Source organism: Streptomyces sp. NPDC000983, from assembly GCF_040299205.1.
Classification (GTDB): domain Bacteria; phylum Actinomycetota; class Actinomycetes; order Streptomycetales; family Streptomycetaceae; genus Streptomyces.
Genome location: NZ_JBEPBM010000072.1, coordinates 1 through 18,946 on the forward strand (window position 1 = coordinate 1; position 18,946 = coordinate 18,946).

Annotated in this window: 17 protein-coding genes and 1 pseudogene; 4 read left to right on the top strand and 14 right to left on the bottom strand. The window is 69.8% G+C overall.

Annotated elements, in window-relative coordinates; all coding sequences use genetic code 11:
* On the bottom strand, nt 1–227 hold a 227-nt coding region (locus ABT296_RS36895; protein WP_351934241.1), incomplete at its 3' end, for a transposase.
* A gap of 174 nt (nt 228–401) precedes the next feature.
* Between ABT296_RS36895 and ABT296_RS36900 the strand changes: the two genes are divergently transcribed.
* Complete coding sequence (locus ABT296_RS36900) at nt 402–776, top strand: peptidase inhibitor family I36 protein (protein WP_351934243.1); 375 nt, start codon at nt 402–404, stop codon at nt 774–776.
* Between the two features lie 567 nt (nt 777–1,343).
* Here ABT296_RS36900 and ABT296_RS36905 read toward each other — a convergent pair.
* Nucleotides 1,344–1,913 carry a hypothetical protein gene (locus tag ABT296_RS36905; protein WP_351934245.1) on the bottom strand — a complete coding sequence of 190 codons (570 nt, stop codon included), beginning with the start codon at nt 1,911–1,913 and terminating at the stop codon, nt 1,344–1,346.
* Between the two features lie 1,284 nt (nt 1,914–3,197).
* On the opposite strand from ABT296_RS36905, the gene ABT296_RS36910 reads away from it, so the two are divergent.
* Together ABT296_RS36910 and ABT296_RS36915 are read left to right on the top strand one after the other, a co-directional pair.
* Nucleotides 3,198–4,991 (top strand): serine/threonine-protein kinase, encoded by a 1,794-nt coding sequence (locus ABT296_RS36910; RefSeq protein ID WP_351934247.1) that lies wholly within the window; start codon nt 3,198–3,200, stop codon nt 4,989–4,991.
* Between the two features lie 73 nt (nt 4,992–5,064).
* Entirely contained in the window at nt 5,065–6,972 is a 1,908-nt protein-coding gene (locus ABT296_RS36915; RefSeq protein WP_351934249.1) for an FHA domain-containing protein, read from the top strand.
* Between the two features lie 358 nt (nt 6,973–7,330).
* On the opposite strand, the gene ABT296_RS36920 is transcribed toward ABT296_RS36915, so the two are convergent.
* From ABT296_RS36920 to ABT296_RS36975, 12 genes and pseudogenes are all read right to left on the bottom strand, one after another.
* Nucleotides 7,331–7,582 carry a pentapeptide repeat-containing protein gene (locus ABT296_RS36920; RefSeq protein WP_351934251.1) on the bottom strand — a complete coding sequence of 84 codons (252 nt, stop codon included), beginning with the start codon at nt 7,580–7,582 and terminating at the stop codon, nt 7,331–7,333.
* A gap of 90 nt (nt 7,583–7,672) precedes the next feature.
* Nucleotides 7,673–8,674 carry an intradiol ring-cleavage dioxygenase gene (locus ABT296_RS36925; protein ID WP_351934252.1) on the bottom strand — a complete coding sequence of 334 codons (1,002 nt, stop codon included), beginning with the start codon at nt 8,672–8,674 and terminating at the stop codon, nt 7,673–7,675.
* Between the two features lie 465 nt (nt 8,675–9,139).
* Complete coding sequence (locus tag ABT296_RS36930) at nt 9,140–10,891, bottom strand: VanW family protein (protein WP_351934254.1); 1,752 nt, start codon at nt 10,889–10,891, stop codon at nt 9,140–9,142.
* Between the two features lie 221 nt (nt 10,892–11,112).
* Nucleotides 11,113–11,487, bottom strand: a pseudogene (locus ABT296_RS36935) (DUF475 domain-containing protein); the annotation flags it as partial.
* Between the two features lie 145 nt (nt 11,488–11,632).
* Nucleotides 11,633–12,283, bottom strand: a complete 651-nt coding sequence (locus ABT296_RS36940; RefSeq protein WP_351934256.1) for a CoA transferase subunit B — start codon at nt 12,281–12,283, stop codon at nt 11,633–11,635.
* Nucleotides 12,283–13,038: a CoA transferase subunit A gene (locus ABT296_RS36945; protein ID WP_351934258.1), complete on the bottom strand. Its 756-nt coding sequence runs from the start codon at nt 13,036–13,038 to the stop codon at nt 12,283–12,285. The genes ABT296_RS36940 and ABT296_RS36945 overlap by 1 nt, the downstream gene beginning before the upstream one ends.
* 12 nt (nt 13,039–13,050) lie before the next feature.
* Nucleotides 13,051–13,821 carry an SDR family NAD(P)-dependent oxidoreductase gene (locus ABT296_RS36950; RefSeq protein ID WP_351934260.1) on the bottom strand — a complete coding sequence of 257 codons (771 nt, stop codon included), beginning with the start codon at nt 13,819–13,821 and terminating at the stop codon, nt 13,051–13,053.
* Nucleotides 13,818–14,576 (bottom strand): SDR family NAD(P)-dependent oxidoreductase, encoded by a 759-nt coding sequence (locus ABT296_RS36955; protein ID WP_351934262.1) that lies wholly within the window; start codon nt 14,574–14,576, stop codon nt 13,818–13,820. Before ABT296_RS36955 ends, ABT296_RS36950 begins: the two co-directional genes overlap by 4 nt.
* Nucleotides 14,573–15,544: a fumarylacetoacetate hydrolase family protein gene (locus tag ABT296_RS36960; protein ID WP_351934264.1), complete on the bottom strand. Its 972-nt coding sequence runs from the start codon at nt 15,542–15,544 to the stop codon at nt 14,573–14,575. Before ABT296_RS36960 ends, ABT296_RS36955 begins: the two co-directional genes overlap by 4 nt.
* An 89-nt stretch (nt 15,545–15,633) precedes the next feature.
* A complete protein-coding gene (locus tag ABT296_RS36965) occupies nt 15,634–16,572 on the bottom strand; it encodes a VOC family protein (RefSeq protein WP_351934266.1) in 939 nt (312 codons plus the stop codon).
* Between the two features lie 4 nt (nt 16,573–16,576).
* The gene (locus ABT296_RS36970) at nt 16,577–17,596 is read right to left on the bottom strand and encodes an amidohydrolase family protein (RefSeq protein ID WP_351934268.1); all 1,020 of its coding nucleotides are present in this window, start codon (nt 17,594–17,596) and stop codon (nt 16,577–16,579) included.
* Complete coding sequence (locus ABT296_RS36975) at nt 17,593–18,732, bottom strand: FAD-dependent oxidoreductase (protein WP_351934270.1); 1,140 nt, start codon at nt 18,730–18,732, stop codon at nt 17,593–17,595. The genes ABT296_RS36970 and ABT296_RS36975 overlap by 4 nt, the downstream gene beginning before the upstream one ends.
* Nucleotides 18,733–18,863: 131 nt before the next feature.
* On the opposite strand from ABT296_RS36975, the gene ABT296_RS36980 reads away from it, so the two are divergent.
* On the top strand, nt 18,864–18,946 hold an 83-nt coding region (locus ABT296_RS36980), incomplete at its 3' end, for a helix-turn-helix domain-containing protein (RefSeq protein ID WP_351934272.1).

Sequence of the window (18,946 nt, forward strand, 5' to 3'; positions counted from 1 at the left end):
TCGGAGAACCGGCGGTGGGCGGTCGCTCCGGACGGGCCGAACGACGCCGAAGGCAGCTGCTGCCAGGTACAACCCGACGTAGCCACGAAGACGATCGCAGCCAGTACTTCCCGGTCGCCGTGCCGACGCCGGCCACCGCCCTGCGGCCGCGACGGCGCCTCCGGTACCACCCGCTGGAACAACTCCCACAACTCGTCCGGCACCAGCCGCTCAACGATCCCCACCATGACCCACAGAATACCGAGTCATCCAAATGAGATGGCTTCTAAAGATCAGTTACGCTGAACTACCCTCGCGCGAACGGGTGTTCACGATCTCGGGTCAAGCCCCCGGGCGGTAGGAGGCGGGGCCACGGCCGCGTTTCCACAGATACCAACGCGGATCAACAGGAAAGAGTAATCATGAACCTGGGATTCAAGACCTCGGCAATAGGAGCAGTCCTCGCCTCAACCGCCGTACTGGCGGCGTCGGGAACCGCATCGGCTGATGAACCCGTGACCCGCTGTGAAGAGGGGCAGATCTGCCTCTACGACGGCCACAACCTCACCGGTAGCAACCTACAGCTCCAGTATCGGGTGGACATCCCCAACATCGGCTGGGCGTGGAACGACCGAGCCAGCTCGGTGTGGAACCGTAGCGAGGGGTTCGTCTGCATCTACACCGACGCCGACTACCGCGGCTACCACTACTCCATCCAGCCGGGTGAGAAGCAGGAACTTCTCTTCCTCTACGACAACGCAGTGAGCTCCCTTGAGTACGGTGGCTGCGGGGGCTGAGCCGACTGGCTGACCGAACCCCTCAACCGCCCGCCCTGCCAGAACCGCTGGGAGGCGAGGCTTGCCTCCCTCGCACGCGGGTGTATGCGTGCACCTTGGGCCTGACCGGACCGGGGACCGCCCGGCCGGGGTAGATAACCGACCACCGCCCGCTGGGCACCCGCCCCACTCACGCCGACAGCCCTGGCGAACCGGAGCCGCGTCCGGACGCCGCGTACTCGGGGCCGGCCCCGCCACCCTGGCGTGAAGCAGCTCCCCAACCTGGGTCGACGTGGGGAGCTGCTTCTTCTGACCCGGCCTGGGAGACCACGGCTCGGCGGTCATCCTGGGCACGGATATGGGAGCAGGACCCGGTGGACCGCTTCACCTGGAAAGTGCCTCCGACAGGAGCGGGAACAAGGACCTCAGCAATCCTTCGTCTCGCTGCTCAGGGGCACCTTCTTTCGACCTGAGCGCCTGTCGGTCAGTCCGCTTCGTGTCTCCAGCAGTGCTCTCCGTCTTACCGCCGAGTCCGGCGGTCCGGCGGCGGTCAGGGGCGGAGGTCCAGGAACGCCGTGCGCGTATCGGTCAGAAGGGGGGTTCGAGATCGCCGCGACCGTCGCTGTGGGGCCCGCAGTCCCAGGGTTCCTCCCGGAAGGGTTCCATGCCGGTGACGTCGTGGTCCCATGCTTCGAGGGCCTTCCAGGCGACGCGCCGGTTGGGGGCGTCGTTGCTGGTGTCCAGGATGCGGCGCGCGTGCACGGCGAGGTGATCGCGGTGGTGGGTGAGCGCGGGGTGTTCGGCGAGGATGAGCGCGGCGAGGCCGGCGGCTTCGCGCACGTCCTCGTGGCTGTCCTGCAGGAAGGGCGCGACGGCTCGATAGAGCATCGGGCGCAGGTCCCGGAAGGCCGCCAAGGGGCCGCCGTGGGTGCGGAAGCCAGGGACGTACTGCCTTATGCGGCCGACGAACTCGTCGGAGGCGTCGTAGGCCGTGGAAACCAACCAGTTCAACAGCGTCGCGCGGATGGGAATGTCGCGGTAGGGCCGGAGGGTCATGGTCGCCGGGTGGGTGAGGATGCCGGCGACATACATGGCGACGGGGGCGGTGGCTTCGTAGATGCTGTTCTGGTGGCCGACCAGCTCACCCAGCTCCGACAAGGCGGAGACCTGAACCTTGGGATCGGGCTCCAACAGCCGTGCCAGAATCCTGGGAAGGTCCTTACCGCTCCCGAAAGCCGTCTGGAGCGAACCCCAATCAGTCTCCGCCAGGACTACCTGGTAGGGCGGCACGTCAGGCCCGTGGGACGGCGTCCCGGCGTTGGAGCGGCTGTGGTTCACAGGCCAAACGTAGACCAGGCTTCTGACGCGAACCCTTCAGGCGAGCGAGACCTTCTCGTCGCCGACCTGGAGCGGGCCAGCAGAATGCTGGACTTATCCGCTCCCCGGGGATGCGTGGAGCATGACTGTGACGCGCGACGAGTACGTGAGGCAACTGATCTCGCGGGTGAGGACGACGTCATTCCGCCGCGGGAGGTGGCTGAAGTCGCCCCGGCTGTCTCCGAGGGCCGTGCAGGCTCTCGGGCGGGGCGCAACGGGGTATGGATCGGGTGACGCCGGTGAGGACGAGGTGAGGGCCGCAATGCACAAAGCCCGCGTGCCCTTGGGGGAGGTGTTCGAAGTCTCAACCCATCGGCACAGAGGTTCTGTTGGTGCCCATCCTGCCCCGCACTCGACCTCCCGCATGCCCTCGTCGAGTGGGTGACGATGCTCAGAACCACGGAACCGCGGCAGGGGAGTCGTTCGGCATCCTCTCCCGCTCGGTCTCCGACGCTGGCTCTCGATATCGGTGATGACGTCGGTGAAGTGGCGGTCTACGCAACGGACCTGTCTGCGAAGCAAGTTGGACAGGGCTCCATGTCTCTGAGCCGGCGGTCGAATTCGTGCGCGGGACGTCTTCCGCGAAATTCTCCGCTCGAAGTTGAACTCCGAGGCCCATTGGTACGTTGATGGGGCAGGGGCCCTGTGATGCCGGCCGTTCCGGACCAAGTGCGCGTCGTGCGATGCGCCGTCGGCATCGGCCAAACATGGGGAACAACGGGGGAAGCGCGAGTGTGGCTGGCGATGGGCCAAAGACGGGTTCGACCGGGTGGGCGCAGGCAACGCGCTGCCCTCGCACGGCAGTACGATGACGGCAGGATGTGCCCATGGGCAGGTAAGGGGACCCATGACCCATCCGCCGACAGTCCGTCGGTTCGTGGCCGTGTCCCGAATCAGTACGGGTCGGGTCGGGCCTCCCGCGAGGGCGAGGCGCGGTGGCAAGCGTCGCTATCCAGCTGAGAGCTGTCGGTACTTCAGGCGATGCCGTCCGTGCGGAGTCGGTGATCCGCGGGCCGCGTCCCGCCCCGACGAGCCGCTTGCGTGTCGAAAGGAACAAACACGCCGATGACCGATCAGGACTCCGGATTCGAGAAGGCAGAACGCCCGCGGCTGGTCGCCGGACGCTACGCCCTGGTGTCGCCCCTCGGTGAAGGCGGCATGGGTACCGTGTGGCGCGCCCATGACCAGGTGTTGCAGCGCGAGGTCGCCATCAAGGAGGTCCGGGCACCGGCCGGGCTGTCCGCGGCCGCCATCGAGCGGATGTACACGCGACTGGAGCGTGAGGCATGGGCCGCGGCACGGGTGGCGCATCGGGGCGTGATCACCGTCCATGACGTGGTCATGGAGGACGGCCGTCCGTGGATCGTCATGGAGTTGGTCCGCGGCCGGTCACTGGCCGCCGTGCTTGAGGGCGAGGGCACGCTCACCCCTCGGCGAGCCGCGTTCATCGGTGGAGAGGTCCTGGCCGCGCTCCGCGCCGCCAACGAGGCCGGTGTACTGCACCGCGACGTCAAGCCGGCCAACGTAATGATCGCCGATGACGGCAGAGTCGTACTCACCGACTTCGGCATTGCCATGGTCGAGGGAAGTACGGCGCTCACCATGACCGGAGAGGTCGTCGGTTCGCCCGAATTCCTGGCTCCCGAGCGGGCGTTGGGCAGGGAGCCCGGACTGGCGTCCGACCTGTGGTCGCTCGGTGTGCTGTTGTACGCGGCGGTGGAGGGGATCACGCCCTTCCGTCAGAACACTCCACTCAGTACGTTGCGGGCCATCGTGGACGAGCAGTTGCCGCCCGCTCGCCGGGCCGGTCCGCTCACCGCCGTCATCGACGGGTTGCTGCGCAAGGACCCGGACGAGCGCCTCGGTGCCGAACAGGCGGCGCGCGACCTGCTTTTGGTGAGCGAGGGCGGCGCTCCCGGGACGGGCACAGTTGACGCACCTACCGTCACCGGGGATTCCGTGACGCAGACCGTGACGGGGCTGGCCCCGACCCCGTCTCCGGCAGATGCCGAGACCCCCTACGCGACACCGGTGATTGCCGAAGACCAGGCCGGGACTTCGAGCACGACACAGGTGTCACCTGTTCGGTCGGAGACCGAGCACGACCGCGCGGTCACGGTCACGGCTACGACCACTGCCCCGGCCCCGGCCCCGAAGCCCGCGACGAGGCCCGCCGGACCAGGTCCGGCCGACACTCATGTAGCGGAACAGCCGGTGCCCGCGCGGTCCGAAGGCCCGCCGCCCGCCGTCACCGGGCTGCCGGCGCAGCCACCGCACCCCTACGGCGCGCAGCCCGATCCCACCACGGCGGGGTCAGCCCTTCCACGGGAACCCTCCGCCCGGCGCAGTCGGCGCGGCGCCGCACTGATGGTAGGCGCGCTCGTCGCAGCGCTCGCGGTCGGCGGGACGGGATACACGCTCATGAACGCCGGGGACGACGACAACAAGGCAAAGGCCCAGAGCCCGAGTCAGGGCACGGGGGCCCGTGCGGGAGCCGACGAGCAGAGCGGTTCCGCTTCCGAGGGCGTGCGGATGAACGTGACCGGTCAGCGGGCGACGTACTCGGGCCCGTGTCCGCCGGCCGGCGGGGAGGCGCCCACCTTCACGGCAACCTTCACTGTGGACCGCCTGCCCGCGCAGTTCTCCTACCGATGGGTGTCCACGGACGGCACGGTCACCGACGACGAGTGGCGGACGCTGTCCTTCCCGAACGGTGGCAGCCTCACCAAGGAAGTCAGCGTCAGCCTGACGACGTGGGCGAAGGCCGGCACCTTCGAGAGCGCGATCGGCGTAGAACTCAACGCGCCGCTCAACGGCAGATCCAACACGGTGCCGCTGTCCCTGACCTGCACGGCCTGATCATTCCCATGTGGAGTGGACCGCCGGCTCGGTCCTCCCTTCCTCAAATCCAGCATGTTCGCTAGGAGTGCAAGTGCCATCGGTCATCGTGGGCCAGACGGGTCCCTTCACCGGTCAGAGCGTGGTCCTGGGTGCCCAGCCCCTGACCTTCGGACGCAAGAGCGACAACGGCGTCGTCATCGTCAGTGCGAGTGCTTCGCGCCTGCACGCGGAGATCCTCTCGGAGGACGCGGGCTTCGTTCTCCACGACCGCAGTCGCAACGGCACGTTCGTCAACGAGGTCCGAGTCACCCGGCACGCACTCCGGGCCGGCGACCTGATCCGGATCGGTGACGAGACCTTCCTGTTCGAGGCGCAGGAAGCCCTTGAGACGGTCATGGACCTCTCCCTCCTCGACATGCCCCGCGCGCAGGCCTCCGCGGACCCCGGTCTGCTGCGCGTCACGATCACCGGCGGGGGACCGGTCGGCCTCGCCTTCGCGCTGACGCTGGAGAGCATGCTGCCCGGGAGGGTCGCCGTCACGATCCACGAAGGGCGCTGGACCAAGAACGGCTCCGCCGTGATCTGGAAGGACGAGACCCACGGCAACACCCGGCGCCAGCAGGTCGTCACCGTGCAGAGCCGGCAGTACCTCGCGCTTCCCGACGAGCTGCGGTCGGCGCTGTTCACCTCCGGCGACTACACGGAGATGTGGCCCGTCGGACCGGACTCGGTGGAGGGCAGCCCTCCCCGTAACATCCGGATCGCCCACATCGAGGACCGGTTGCTGGAACTGGCGAACACGAAGCCGGCGATCAGGCTCGTACCGCGACGATTCGACCCGTCGGAGCACCAGGGGCGGCTCAGCCAGGAACACGTCCTGGTGGTCTGCGAGGGCGGACGGTCCCGAACCCGGGAGTACTACGGCGACCGCTTCGGCTCGGCCGACGCGTCGATCTACTCCCTGGACGGCGACCACCTCCAGGACGTGGTGCTGGGCCTGCGGGTGAAGTCCCCCCTCCCGGACCCCATGAGCGTGCTGCTGACCGTGTCCCAGAACCGCTTCCTGCTCAACTCCCTGCGCGGCGAGGGCTTCCTGAACATGCGCCTCACTCGTGAGGAGGCCAGGAACGTCGTCGGTATCGACCCCGTCCGCCAGGTCTTCGAGGAATGCATCGCCTCCCGCCCCTGCGTCATGAGCCGTGGCGAGGAGAACGAGTTCGTCTGCCCCACGCACGGGACGCTCTTCCTGCCCGCCCTGCTGCGCGGCTCGCCGCTGTGGAAGCGGATCCGGGAGGGGCTGAGGCTGTTCGGCATGGACGAGGAGTCCCTCACCGCCGTCACCTCGTTCCGGCTGGACATGGTCCAGCGTCCCCGGTTCACGGCACAGCTGACCCGCCCGACCGCGACGAGCCCGGGCACGTACGGATTCCTGCTGGGCGACGCGGCCAACGCCATCCACTTCTGGCCGGGCCGCGGCCTCAACAGCGGTCTGGCCTCCGCCACCTCACTGGCCCGCTCCCTGAGCCGCGCCTGGCAGGGCAAGCCCTTGCGCGACGCCGACTTCATCCGGCACGAGGCGGCCATGTCGATGCTCCAGTACCGGCACAAGAGCCGCGCCTGGAACGCCATGGTCACCACGGACGAGCACGGTGTCACCCGCGCCATCAAGGACATCATCGCCCGCAGCATGGAACCGGCGCCGGACGCCGACGCCGCGGCCCCGGACTTCCACCTCGACGCCCTGCTGGAGCGGATGGGCTCCATACGCGACCGGCTCAGCCCTCGCCTGCCCGGCATGCCCACCGACGAGGAGCTGCGCGCCCACCTCTCGCCACTGGCCCCCGCCACACTCCGCACCCTCTGGGAGAGCGGCGCCTGGGACACCCTGATCGTCGGTGGCGAGGAGGCCGACATCGACCTCTTCTACCAGTCGGAGTCCCCGGTCTACGTCCCGCGCCCGACGGACCCGCGAAGCCTCCCCTCCAACCTCGCGCCGTAACCACCTCGCCGCGCCACCAAGGAGCCGGGTCTGTCCGCCCGCCAGACCCCGGCCGGAGGAACCCCGCACCACAGCAGGCCGAGGCCAACGCTCGGAGGGGGGTTTGTCGGTGGGCCGAGTATGGCCTTGACCGGTCGAATCCAAGGCTGCGGATCGCGTCCCTGTGTGGCAGCACCGCTGCTGGCGGGGCAACTTCCGGGAGGACCACGGTGCGGTGCCCCGGTCCGGTAGCCGCCAGTGCGCCTGCCCCTACCCTGCTGGTCCCGAGCCCAGCGGAATGGCGGCGGCCGGGGAACAGGCGACGGGCAGACACGCCGTGCGGGCGCACGCGGCCGTGACAATCGAGGCGCTGGCGCTGTCACCTGATAGGTGGGCACGCTGAAGTTGCTCGGATAAGAGACAGGTCCCTGAAGCACCCCCAGCCCACGCCCTCCTTTCGGAGCTCACGCGCGCCGGTCCGCTCCGCACCCTGCGATGCCGCGCCGGTCAGCTTGGCGCCACGGAAGTCCGCAATGGTCAGCTCCGCGTGACGCAGGTCCGCATTGCTCATTTTGGCATTCCGAAGGTCTGTGTCGTCCAGCCAGGCATAACCGACAGGACGCGAACCCATTTCCGCAGGTCTCAGGCGCGGGTGGAGTCCGACGGGACCGACATCACGGGGTGCGAGGGCGGCGCAGGTGTGCGAGCGCGCCGAGTGCGATCAGCTGCTCGCGCCGGGGGAGGGCGCCCCGGAGGGCGGGGTGCCGCCTGGCTGCTGGCCATCGCCGGGCGGCTGGCCGGCCCCGCCGCCCCCACCCCGAGTCGGCTCGGTGTCGGTGTCGACGCCGAAGGACAGCTCGGCGCTGTAGCCGTCGGTGACATTGCCCGAGACGGTGGGGACTTGAAGCTTCCAGTCACCGTCGCCGAAGATGCCGTCGTCGGAGACCTGGGCCCCGACGCCGGCGAGGTTTTCTGTGGAGCCGGAGTAGCCGTCCAGGGCGTAGACCTTGGCGAGCATCGTGGCCGGGAAGGCGAGCTGTGACGTCGCGATGACGCTGCTGACGTTGGTCGCGGAGTCGGCGTTCGGGTAGACCTCGAAGTGGACGTGCGACCAGCGGCCGGTGTAGCAGCCCGGGACAATGGTCTTGAACGTCACCGAACCGTCGGCGTCGGCGATCTGCACACCGCGCAGGTAGGTCTCGTTCTCGGCGCCCTCGGAGTACATCGAGTACAGGCCCTGCGCATCACACTGCCACGCGTAGACGGCCACGCCCTCGAAGGGGGCGCCGTCATTGGCCATGTCGGTGACGTTGAGTTTGAGGGTGAGCGGTACACCCTCAACGGTCTTTCCGCCGTCCAGACTTGAGGTGATGTCTGTGCGCACGATCCCCGACCGCTCAAGGATGTTGACGTCGTTCGTGCCGTCAGCGGGGTAGGGCCCGTTGGTCTCCTCCGGGATCTCACCCGCGGAGGTTCCGGAACCGGTCGAAGTGCTCGGTGAGGAAACCGTGTTGCTCGTACCAGAATCGTCCGAGGAGCACGCCGCGAGCGCGAGGGAACTCGCTCCGGCGCCGACCATGCCCAGCATGCGCCGACGGGTCAGAAGGGTCCCGGCGTCGAAACCGGCGCCCTGGTCCACGACCGCGTCGTTCGGGCGGGCGAGGAGGCGACCTTCGTACGCGGGCCCCTGCGGTGTCTGGTCGGCCTTGGGGACTTGACCCACAAGTGTCTCCAATGACTCGTTGCGATGTTTGCCTCACGACTGTGCAGTCAACTGCCGTGAGCTACCTGTGGTGACGCTTTGACCAGGCTGAGCGGTGGTCCGGCGTGGCTATATGAGGTGTACGTCCGGAAGCTGTCGGCATACGTGCGGATGGTCGGTTGCCTGTGCGCCGTATGAAGCGTGGGGCTGCCGGACATCCTGTGGGCGCCGACCGGGCCTTCGTCCTGGCGCACGCTACCCGTCCACCCCTCGCCGGGGGAGCCCCCGCTCGGGCGGAAGCCACGGGGGCGGGTGTCATCGTCGGGCAGAAAGCCGCCGACCAGGAGCGCGATGCCGTCGTATTCGTCAGTAGCCCCGGATGTATCGACGCCGTCCGTCTCGCCAATGGTCGGCCCCTTCTCCTGCCGGCCGGAGAGGGGCGGCCATCGCGGAATTGCCCTTCCGGGAGCTCGCGAGGCTGTGTCCCTACGGCGACTGCGGCTCGCAGACGATCTCGTCACGCGGCTTGTAGTGGGTGCGGAACGGCTCGCGCCGCACCTCCTGGCCGTCCTGCACGAAGATCCGCTGCACAGCTACGTCGAAGCCCTCCAGCGGAGTCTGCGGGACGCACCGTTCGGCCGTGCTCACCCTTCGCTCGGGCTGTTTCACACGGGTGCGTGGGCTCTTGATCGAGGTGACGTCGTCGTACTTGCGGGTGCCCAGGAACGAGATCGTCACCGAGGTGTCGGTGGAGTGCGCCTGGATGTAGATGGTGTGGCCCGAGTCGTTGTTGAACCGCAGGTCCAGGCTGCCCCAGGCGACCGTCGCCTCGCGGCCCTCGGGGTAGCGCTCGATGTAGAACGAGTGGGCGCCGTACTCCAGGGGCTTGACGCCGGCGAAGAACATCGCGTTGAACATGGTCGTGGCCACCGCCGACACGCCTCCGCCGGGCGCCTTGGTGAACTCGTCGTTGAGGATCATCACGCCCTCGACGAAGCCGTTGGCCTCGGTGCGTTGGCCGACGGTCCGGTTGAAGCTCCAGTCCTCGCCCGGCATGACGACGGAGCCGTTGATCAGTTCCACCGCACGGCTGATGTTCCGCGAGCGGTACGCCGCCGGTTCGAAGTTGACGGTGAAGGAGGACATCTGTTCGCGCAGGCCGAGCCGCTCGGCGTTGGCGCGGGTCACCTGGGGCTCGGCCACGAGCGTGGTGATCTCGCCGCTGCGGGCCGCGCCCCGCTGGGTGAGCAGCGGCATCACGGCCTTCCCGAGTGCTTTGGCGGTGACGACGTGCCCGGCCCGGCCGTCCTCGGCCACTTCGACGCGGTCGCCAGCGAGGCGCAGTTCGGCGTTGTGGGCTCGGACGGGCAGGGTGGACAGGGGGCGGGCCACCGCCGGGTCGGCGCGCAGGCGCTCGGCGTCCAGCTTCGGCGTGAGGTGCCCCGCGTCGTCCGCGTGCATCCGCAGGTGCCGGCCCAGGACGGACTGGTCGATGGTGAAGCGCCGGTCGGCCGCGGTGAGGGTGACGGGCCCCGACATGGCGGGCTCCGCGAACGCGCGCACCGCCCGCCGTATCTCCCGCTCGGTGACCTTGGGCTTTGTGTCATGGGTGGGCAGAGCGGTGACGGCCTTGGCGTCGCTCGCCAGGAAGGCGGTGCTCAGGGTGCCGACGGCGGCGTTTGTGTCGAGGGCGTGGCCGCTGTGCGGGGTGACCGCCCGGACCTGGCCGTTGTCGAAGGTGACGGCGCCGTCGCGGACCTTCTGGTCGAGCGCCTTCGCCATCTTCTTCAGGGTGTCGCGGGCCTTGCCCTCGTCGACGTGCACGGCCGGCTCGATGGGGCTGCCCGAGCTGAAGAGGCCGCTGATCACGCTGAACGGGTCGGCGCTCTCGGTGCGGCCCGCACGGTCCACAGTTGCCTCGTAGTCGAAGGTGATGCCCACTTTCCGAGGGTCGACCGTGGTCGTGCGGTCACCGATCGTCACGGTCAGTTCGCGGGCGCCGGCCGGTCCGAGCCGGTCCTGAAGCTTCTCGACGGCCTCTGCGCGGCTCATGCCCCCGATGTCGATGCCGCGCACTGTCGTTCCGCCCTCTATGTCACCGCCCGACAGCAGCAGCCCGGCGAGATACAGGCCGCCGATGCCGACGGTGAGGGCACCGCCGGCCAGGGCCAGCGGCGGCAGCGAGCCGATCCGGCGAGCCGTGACAGTTCGTGGGACGGAGGGGACGCGGAGGCGCATGAGTCTCCAGGGCGGGCGAATCGACGAGGGCGGCGCGTGGGTGACGCGACGCTGTGCGCGAGGCAAACGCATCCAGCTAGCCACAACCGGGCGAAAACGCCTATGGCGTGGACCACTTTTGCCCCGGATCGCACCTTGTCTCCCCTCGGGGAGCCGGCGCCGCGCCGCGATTCACGCCCCCGACACCATGTACGCCTTCCCGTCTGCTGCGGCCCCGACCACCCTGGACGCCTCCAGTGCCTCGTTGCGCGCACCGATGCGAGGAAGGACGTGGTGATCAGGACCACACCGATCAGGCTCGTGATCAGTTCGCTGATCCGGAGCTGGATGGTGATCAGCAGGATCGCCGCGAGGGAGCCGATCGCGTATGGGGCGCAGTGCCCCGGTCGAGGGCGTCCTGCCGGACCAGGTGGACCGTGAGGGAGCGGACGTACAGCGCCCGATGCCGAGGCGGAGCGCCATCCAGAGGATGTGGTTGGTGAGGGCGAAGGCGCCGATCACGCCGTCGAAGGAACGACGCGTCCAGGATCTCCACATGGAGGAACAGGAAAGAACGCGGTCTTGCCGGCGAGTGCGACTGCCGAGATCGGACTGCCATCGGTGACGAGGCACCGCATCTGGACAGGTGGATGGCGCGAGGCCACTGAGCGGCACGTTCCACCGAAACGGAGGGCCCCCTGCCGGTGCAGCCGGCACTGGCAGGGGACCGTCAGGCAGGACGTGTCCGCGAAGCGGTCGCCGTCAGCAGGCTGCCGAGGCGCTGCTCACGCGCACCACGGCGTCGGTCCGGCGGGTGATTTCCTCGACGGTGACACCGGGAGCCGCCTCGACCAGGGCGAGGCCGTCGGGGGTGACGTCGAGTACGGCGAGGTCGGTGATGATGCGGTGCACGCACCGCTCGCCCGTGAGGGGCAGGGTGCACTCCTGGACGATCTTCGGGGTGCCGTCCTTGGCGGTGTGCTCCGTGAGGACGATGACCCTGCGGGCGCCGTGGACGAGGTCCATGGCGCCGCCCATGCCTTTGACCATCTTGCCGGGGATCATCCAGTTGGCCAGGTCGCCGCGGGCGGAGACCTGCATGGCGCCGAGGACGGCGGTGTCGATGTGGCCGCCGCGGATCATGCCGAAGGACAGGGCGGAGTCGAAGAAGGAGGCGCCGGGCAGGACGGTGACGGTCTCCTTGCCAGCGTTGATGAGGTCCGGGTCGACCTCGTCGTCGTACGGGTAGGGGCCGGTGCCGAGGATGCCGTTCTCGGAGTGCAGGACCACGTGGACGCCGGGCGGGAGGTGGCCGGGGATCAGGGTGGGCAGTCCGATGCCGAGGTTGACGTAGGTGCCGTCGGTGAGTTCGGCGGCGGCGCGGGCGGCCATCTGCTCGCGGGTCCAGGCCATCAGGAACGTACCGTCCTTTTCTCGATCTGCTTGTCGGCGGCCTGCGCGGCCGTCAGTTGCACCACGCGTTGCACGAAGACACCCGGGAGGTGGACTTCGTCCGGGTTCAACTCGCCGGGTTCCAGGAGTTCTTCGACCTCGGCGATGGTGACGCGGCCGGCCGTCGCCGCGAGCGGGTTGAAGTTCGCCGCCGCCTTGCGGAAGACCAGGTTGCCGTGGCGGTCGCCGCGCCAGGCCCGTACGAGGGCGAAGTCGGTGGTGATGCCGTGTTCCAGGAGGTGGGGGCGGCCGTGGAAGTCGCGGGTCTCCTTGGCCGGGGAGGCGACGGCCGTCGAACCGTCGGCGGCGTACCGCCAGGGCAGGCCGCCCGTGGCGACCTGAGTGCCCACGCCGGCGGGGGTGTAGAAGGCGGGGATGCCCGCGCCGCCGGCCCGCAGCCGTTCGGCGAGGGTGCCCTGCGGGACCAGTTCCACCTCCAGTTCGCCGGAGAGGTACTGGCGGGCGAACTCCTTGTTCTCGCCGACGTAGGAGCCGGTCACCCGGGCGATGCGGCCGTCGGCGAGGAAGACGCCGAGACCGCGCCCGTCCACGCCGCAGTTGTTGGACACGACGGACAGGCCCGTGGCGCCCTGCTCGTGCAGGGCGTGGATGAGGACTTCGGGCACTCCGCTGAGGCCGAAGCCGCCGACGGCCAGTGAGGCGCCGTCGGGGATGTCGGCGACCGCCTCGGCGGCGCTCGCGCTGACCTTGTTCACTGCGGGGACCTTTCAGCCGGGAAGGACGGAGGACCAGCCGCCGTCGACGACGAGATTGGCGGCGGTGATGTAGGAGGCCTCGTCGGAGGCGAGGAAGACGGCGGCGTTGACGACTTCGTCGGGGGCGCCTACGCGGCCGAGGGGGATGTGCCGGGCGATACCGCGCATCGGGTGGTCCTCGGCGAGGAGGTCGCCCCGGGTGCCCTCGGTGTCGATCATTCCGGGGCTGACGCAGTTGGCGCGGATGCCGTGGAGGGCTCCCTCGGCGGCGAGCTGGCGGGTCAGGGCGATCACCGCGCCCTTGGAGGCGGAGTGTGCGGTGCGGGCGTTGGTGACGGAGCCGGTCAGGCCGGCCGTCGAGCCGACGGTGACGATGTTGCCCCGGCTGCGGACCAGGTGCGGCCAGGCGGCGCGCGCCGACAGCCACACCGAGTCCAACTCGGCCCGCATCGTGAACGCGAAGTCCTCGTAGGACTGTTCGTCCACCGCGCCGAAGCGGACCGCCCCGGCGTTGGCGTAGAGGATATCGATGCCGCCGAAGGCGTCGGCGGCGTCCGTCACCCATTGGTGCACGGAGGTCTCGCTGGTCGCGTCCAGAGGGCCTGGGACGAGTGCCGTGCCGCCGGCCTCGGCGATCAACCGCTGTGTTTCGAGGGCCTCTTCGTGCAGGAGGTCGCCGCCCACGACGAGGGCGCCCTCGGCCGCGAATCGCAGGGCGGCCGCTCTGCCCTGGCCGCGGGCGGTGCCCGAGATCAGGGCCACCTTCCCTTCGAGCCGCTTCATTCCGCCTCCTCCGGATGCCGCATGGCCCGGGCGATGGACATGACGCCTCCGTGGGCGGTGAGGCCGCCGTCGACCGGGATCTCGGCGCCGGTGATGAAGGACGCCTCGTCGGAGAGGAGGAAGACGACGAGGGGCGCCACCTCGTCGACGGTTCCGGTGCGGCCCAGGGGCGTTTCGCGGATGTTCGCCTCGCGGAAGGCCGGGGCGGCGGAGGCGGTCATGTCGGTCTCGATGTAGCCGGGGTGGAGGGCGTTGACGCGGATGCCGCGCGGGCCGAGTTCGGTGGCGGCGGTCCTGGTCAGGCCGCGCAGGGCCCATTTGCTGGTGGTGTAGGCGACCGGGTAGTGGGCGGTGAGCGCGGCGGTGGAGCCGACGTTGACGATCGAGGCGCCCGGCGGCATCAGCGGGATGAGGCGCTGGATGCCGAGCAGGGGGCCGGTGACGTTGACAGCGTGGACGCGCGCCATGTCCTCGGGGCGCACCTCGTCGATCCGCGCCCGCCAGGTGACGCCCGCGTTGTTGACCAGGCCGTGGACGTGCCCGTACGCCTCGCGCAGGTCGGCGGCGAGTTCCTGCCAGTCCTGTTCGCTGGTGACGTCCAGGCGGCGGCAGCCGGGTGCCTCGGTGACGTCGGTGGCGACGACCCGGGCGCCCTCGCGGGTGAGCGCCTCGACCTCGGCGGCGCCCTGGCCGCGGGCCGCGCCGGTGACGACGACCACCTTGCCCAGGAGCCGCTTGGGGTGGAGCCCGGTCACGGCCGTTCCCTCGACCGGCGGCGGCCAGTGGGCAGGGGTACGGGTTCGGGGCCGGGTACGACGGTGTTGGAGACGGTGCCGATGCCCTCGACGGTGAGGGTGACGGTGTCGCCGGGCTTGAGCGGCGGCGGGGTCCGTTCGCCGCGCACGCCCCACAGTTCGGCCAGGCAGCCGCCGTTGCCGCAGGTGCCCGAGCCCAGGACGTCGCCGGGGCGGACCACGGTGCCGCGGGAGGCGTAGGCGACCATCTCCTCGAAGGTCCAGCTCATGTTGGACAGCAGGTCCTCGCCGACCGTCTCGCCGTTGACCTGGGCGGTCAGGGCGAGCCGCAGGAAGCCGTCGGCGTCGCGGTAGGGCTCGAGTTCGTCGGCGGTGACCAGGCACGGGCCGAGGGTGGTGGCGGTGTCCTTGCCCTTGCAGGGGCCGAGGCCGACCCGCATCTCCGCGGACTGCAGGTCGCGGGCGGACCAGTCGTTGAAGACGGTGTAGCCGACGATGTGCTCGCGGGCCCGCTCGGGGGTGAGGTCGCGGCCCTCCTTACCGATGACGGCGGCGACTTCCAGCTCGAAGTCGAGCACCTCGGAGCCCGGGGCCATCGGGATGTCGTCGTGCGGTCCGTACACGGCGTGCGGGTTGGTGAAGTAGAACGTGGGGGCCGCGTACCACTGCTCGGGGACGCCCGAGACGCCGTCGACGGACCGGCGGACGCCCTCGACGTGTTCCTCGAAGGTCACGAAATCCCTGATGGAAGGGGGCGTGAGCGGGGGCAGCAGCCTGACCTCGGACAGGTGCGGGCCGGGCGGCACGTCGAACGACGCTGCTCCCGCTTCGAGAAGCGCGGGCAGGGAGCCGGTGGCGGCGATGAGTTCGGTGAGGGACCGCACTCCGGGCAGGGGGAAGAGGACACCGTCGTCGTCCACGACGGCGACGCGGTGCTTGTGCTGGTGTTCGTAGGCGACGAAACGCATCAGTGGGCTCCTGGTGCAGGAGGGGACCGGGGGCGCGGGGTGGAGCGTCAGGACAGTCGACAGGGCCGCCGCGCCCCCGGAGCCGGGGGTCAGACGGGCGGGGCGACGAACACTCCGCGGTCGGGGTCGTTGAAGGACTCCTTGGCGACGAGTTCGTTCATCGGGTTGGCGGTGCCCCACTGATCGGTGACCTCGGGCTGGGAGAAGTCGTAGACGTGGGGGTGCCAGGTGTCCTCGTCCAGGCACTCCAGCTCGGTGGTGTACTCGACGGTGTTGCCGTGCGGGTCGAGGAAGTACGTGAAGGTGTTGTCGCCGGCCATGTGGCGGCCGGGGCCCCAGATCTTCTGGAATCCGGCGCGGATGACGCGGCCGGAGCCGCGCATGTACTCGTCGATGCCGCGCATCTCGAAGGAGATGTGGTGCAGGGAGGTGTGCGGGCCCTTTGCGAGGGCCATGGAGTGGTGCTGGTTGCTGATCCGCATGAAGTGCATGACCTCGCCCATGTGCGGCGAGCTGAGCGAGTCGGAGAGCGCGAAGCCGAGATGACGCTCGTACCACTCCCGAGTGCGGTTGAGGTCGGGGGAGTTGAGGACGACGTGGCTGAGCTTGACCGGGATCGACTCCTTCTCCTCGATCCTGCGGTGCTGCCGGACCTCGACGTCGGCGGAGACCTCGATGGTGCGGCCGTCGACGTCGAAGAAGCGGAAGCCGTAGCCGCCACCGGGGGTGTCCACCTTGCCGGGCTGGGAGAGCAACTGCACTCCGCCCGCGAGGAGTTGTTCGGCGAGGGTGTCGACGTCGGCGGCTGAGGCGGCGCCGTAGGAGACGAGGTCGAGGCGCTTCTCCTCGGCCTTGCGCAGCCGTACCACGTACTGTTCGGGGCTGCCCTCGGCGGCGAGGAAGGAGATGCCGGAGTCCTCGGCGACCTTGGTCAGGCCCCAGACGCCCGCGTAGAAGTCGAGCTGCTTGTCGTAGTCGGGCACGGCGAGGTCGACGTGCCGCAGGTGGGTGAGCAGGCGTGCGCCCATGGTGTCAGTCCTTCCGGAGGAGGTCGGCGGCGTTTCCGCCCCGTACGGCGTGGAAGTCGGCGTCGGGAAGCCGGGCCGCGCGCAGCGCGCCGACCGGGTCCTCGGTGCCCATGTCGAAGGGGAAGTCGGAGCCGAGCAGGACGCGGTCGGCGCCGGCCACCCTGATCAACTCCCGCAGGACGTGCGGATCGTGGACCAGGGAGTCGAAGTACAGCCGCTTCAGGTAGCTGCTGGGCAGGTGGGCGCAGCCCGCGCCGGCGTCGGAGCGGGCGGACCAGGCGTGGTCCGAGCGGCCGATGTGGGTCGGCAGATAGCCGCCGCCGTGCGCGGCGATCACCTTCAGCTGCGGGTGCCGGTCGAGGACCCCGGAGAAGATCAGGTGGGAGAGGGCGACGGCGTTCTCGGTGGGCTGTCCGACGGTGTTGGACAGGTACCACTGGTCCAGGCGCTCGTCCAGGGTGCAGCCGAAGGGGTGCAGAAAGAGAATCGCGCCGGTTTCCTCGGCCCGCGCCCAGAAGGGTTCGTAGGCCGGGTCGGACAGTTCGCGGCCCGGGGCGTGGCTGGAGATCTCCACACCCAGCAGGCCCAGTGCGAGGGCGTGGTCGAGTGCCTCGACCATGAGACCGGGGTGCTGGAGGGGAACCAGGCCCAGCCCGCGCAGCCGGTCGGGGGCGGCCGCGCAGTGCGCTGCCGTGGCCTCGTTCGCGAGCCGGTACACCTTCTCCGCGGTCGGTTCGTCCGCCCAGTAGTGGTAGTGCGACGGGGAAGGGCTGACCAGTTGCACGTCCACGCCCTGGGCGTCCATCGCCGCGAGGCGCACGGCAACATCGGTGAGCCGGGGGAAACGCTCGCGGACCATGGGTCCGCTGACGGCGAGGGCGGCGGCACCGTTGCGCCGGGCGTCCAGCGCACGCGCCTCGGCGAGCCCCGGACGGCCCTCGACCAGCGCCTCGACCTCGGGCAGCAGGACGTGGGCGTGCACATCGACGGTGGGGGCGCCCGTCCCGGGCACCGGGGCGCTCACGGCAGTTCCCGGAGCATGGTCATGGTGCGGCCCATCAGGCCGGGGACGTCGGCGTCCCGCACTCCGTCCAGCTGCCACTGCCCGATCTGCACGGATGCCTCCACCACCGGGCGGACCCGGGCGATCCGCCGCTCGTAGTACGCCTGGAAGAGCGCGTCGTCCCAGGTGCCGGACGCGGTGAGCATCTGGGCGAGCACCCAGGCGTCCTCCATGGACAGCGCGGCGCCCTGGGCGAGGGTGGGCGGACAGCAGTGGGCGGCGTCACCGACCAGGACGACTCGGCCGCGGTGCCAGGAGCCCTCCACGAGCAGCCGGTCGAACCAGGTGTAGTTGACCTTGGCCGGGTCGGTGATGTGTGCGGTGATCTCGGGCCAGAAGCCGCCGTAGTGCTGGGTGAGGCGGCGCATCTCGTCCGCGTAGGACGCCGGGGGGATCGAGGCGCGGTCGCGGTTGGCCTCCACGGCGTACGCGTACAGGGTGTTGTCGCTGGTGGGGCAGTAGCCGGCGATGTAGGCGGGCCCGCCGTAGGCGAGGTCGGTGTGGGTGACGCCCGTGGGGCGGGGTGCCTCGATCCGCCAGATGGCCATGCCGGTGGGTTCGGGCTTGTCCGCGATGCCGATCGCGGCCCGGGTGGCGGAGCCGAGCCCGTCCGCGGCGATCACCAGGTCGTAGCGGTGCTCGGAGCCGTCGGAGAGGCGTACCGAGACACCGTCGTCGTCCTGGTCGAGGATGTCGGCGGTGGTGCCGAGGCGGACGGTCGCGCCACTGGCGCGCACGGCCTCGATGAGGATCTGCTGGAGGCGGGGGCGCTGCATGCCGACGGTTGCGGGCAGGTCGTCGCCGCCGGTGCGCAGGTCGTCCTGGACATGGAGGACCGTGCCGTCGGGGGCGGTGATGCCGACCGAGCCGAAGCCGTAGCCGGACGCCTCCACCTGTTCCCACACGCCGAGTTCGCGCAGGACGCGCAGGGCGTTGCCCTGCAGGGTGATGCCGGAACCGGCGGTGGCGTTCCAGTCCTGCCTGGCCTCGACCAGGTCGACGGAGATACCGGCGCGGCGCAGCAGGATGGTGACGGCGTTGCCCGCGGCTCCGCCGCCGATGACGAGGACCTTTCGGTCTGCACTGAGAGGACTCATCGGGTCTCCTTCGTGGATACCCCGGCCTTCGGGCCGGGGAGGAAGCGAAGCTCCTGCGGAGCAGGGCAGGGAGGGCTGTTTCGCCCTTCGGGCGGAACAGCGTTGTCAGTGGCGGCCGTTAGGTTGCTCCTATGCATCTGCGGTACTCCTTCCGGATCGAGCCGACGCCGGGTCAGCGCATCGCGCTGGCCCGTACGTTCGGCTGCGCCCGGGT